2 protein-coding genes and 1 pseudogene are annotated in these 2,239 nt (G+C 59.0%); all 3 read left to right on the top strand.

Features of this window, described 5'->3' with window-relative positions; genetic code table 11:
- Nucleotide 1 precedes the first annotated feature (1 nt).
- The gene (locus tag JAO29_RS23065; protein ID WP_334270636.1) at nt 2–853 is read left to right on the top strand and encodes a transglutaminase-like domain-containing protein; all 852 of its coding nucleotides are present in this window, start codon (nt 2–4) and stop codon (nt 851–853) included.
- 71 nt (nt 854–924) lie between these two features.
- Nucleotides 925–2,025 carry a bifunctional DNA-binding transcriptional regulator/O6-methylguanine-DNA methyltransferase Ada gene (gene ada / locus JAO29_RS23060; RefSeq protein ID WP_334270635.1) on the top strand — a complete coding sequence of 367 codons (1,101 nt, stop codon included), beginning with the start codon at nt 925–927 and terminating at the stop codon, nt 2,023–2,025.
- 20 nt (nt 2,026–2,045) lie between these two features.
- Nucleotides 2,046–2,239 (top strand): annotated as a pseudogene (locus tag JAO29_RS23055) (MFS transporter); the annotation flags it as partial.

Below are 2,239 nucleotides of genomic sequence, written 5' to 3'. Positions count from 1 at the left end.
CATCGTGGCTATGCTACGCCTGCATCCCTCGACGGCGTCCTCGCTCAAAGAAGAGGAGTCGCTGAAGATAGAACATGTCTCTGCCGAGGCGACGCGCGAGCTTTCCTCTCACGATTACATCGATGCGTTCGGGAATCACTGCACCCGCTTCAGCGCTCCCGCAGGCCGTCTTCGCCTGGCGGGGAGAAATCTGATCGAGCACGATGGACGATGGGACGAGATCAGCCTGACTGCGCGGCAACACCCTATCGATGAGCTCCCGGACGAGGTTCTCCAGTTTCTGTTGAGCAGTCGCTACTGCGAGGTGGACAGGCTGTCGCAGATCGCCTGCGAATTATTCGGTACTGTCCCTGAAGGGTGGATGCGAGCGATAAACATCCGGGATTGGGTGCACGATCATGTGCGGTTCGACTATAACTCCGCACGCCCGACCAAGACCGCACTGGATGTTTTCACGGAGCGCGTCGGGGTGTGCCGCGATTTTCAACACCTCGCCATCACGTTAACGCGAGCGATGAATATCCCCGCGCGCTATGCAACGGGCTACCTGGGTGACATTCGAGTTCCCTATGGAGGACCGGGGGATTTCAGTGCCTGGTACCAGGTCTATCTTGGTGGGCAATGGTGGACTCTGGACGCGCGTCATAACATGCCCCGTATCGGTCGGCTCCTGATGGCGGTAGGTCGTGACGCTACAGATGTTGCCCTTACCACCAGTTTTGGGGCGGCAAACCTCGCGCACTTCTACGTTGAGAGCCATGAGGTGGACGAGTCAGGCGAAAAGGTTCCCCTCCCGACGGCATCCGCCAGCTTTACAGGTGCCGTTGCACCCGGGCCCAGCGCCGGTTTCTGATTAGTCCCTTCCTAAAATTTGACCGAACAAATCGGAGTGTGGCCTGCGGCCGCCTGAAGGAAGATACTGATATGGCAATGTCCGCAGGCGAAGTCACCGATATCCTTCCCGGCAAGCAATGGCAACAGGTGCTTGAACGAGATCCCGGCGCAGATGGCAGGTTCTACTATGCTGTCCGATCGACGGGGATCGTATGCAAGCCGAGTTGCCCCAGCCGCAGGCCGTCCAGAGCGAACGTCCACTTCTTCCCTACACTGGCTGAAGCCTTGGAGGCGGGGTTCCGACCATGTCGGCGCTGCCATCCGGATCGGGTGGCCGCCACACCCGATCCACAGGCTGAAGCTGTGGGTCGAGCAGCCCGGTATATCCAGCAGCATGCGGGAGAACGCATCACCACGGAAGGTCTGGCGAAGGCAGCCGGCGTCAATCGGCTGACACTTCATCGCGCCTTCAAACGAATCTTCGGCGTCAGTCCGGCGGCCTACGCACGGCAGAAGCGCCTGAAGGATTTCGACACAACCATAAGGGAGTCGATCATGACGGTAACTGACGCAATCTACGACGCGGGTTTCGGATCCAGCAGCAGACTTTACGAGAACAGCAATGCACGGCTCGGCATGACTCCGCGCGAGATGAGGAATGGAGCCCACGGGATTGCCATTCGCTACGCTACAGCGGATAGCCCCTTAGGGCGCATGCTGGTCGCCGCGACGGAGAAGGGCGTTTGCACCATCGCCTTCGGCAACGATGACACCGAGCTGACCGATGTCCTCCGCGGTCGTTTTCCAAACGCCGCGCTTACACACGAGACACCAAAGAGTGGCTGGCTATCCGATGCGATCGATTTCATCACTGGCCAGATGGGTGAGAATCCTGGAGCGGCGTCCTTTCCTCTGGATGTCCGGGCCACTGCCTTTCAACAGCGTGTCTGGAGCGCCCTGCAGCAGATTCCCCGCGGAGAGACTCGCAGCTACTCACAACTTGCCGCTCAGCTGGGTTCGCCCACGGCAACACGCGCGGTCGCCGGAGCTTGTGCGGCAAATCCGGTCGCCATCATCGTTCCCTGTCATCGCGTCGTCGGTAAAGATGGTTCGTTGACCGGATTCCGATGGGGAACAGAACGGAAACGGAAGTTGCTGGAGGCAGAGAAGGCGGTCGCGCATCTCTCCTGAGCTCCTATAGAGTAGGAGCGATGATACAGAGCGAGACAGCGAACTCCACCATGATTCTTGAGCGCGCGCTCTATCGAAAGATTACCTGGCGCCTGATCCCATACCTCTTTCTGCTTTATATCGTTGCCTACGTCGACCGCGTAAACGTGGGTTTTGCCGCAATGGACATGAAGCAGCAGCTTGGCTTCAGCGATACGGTGTATGGAACAGGTGC

Source organism: Edaphobacter sp. HDX4 (genome assembly GCF_036877565.1).
Classification (GTDB): domain Bacteria; phylum Acidobacteriota; class Terriglobia; order Terriglobales; family Acidobacteriaceae; genus Edaphobacter.
Note: the sequence above shows the minus strand (reverse complement) of the source record. Positions and strands in the feature narration are given on the sequence as shown.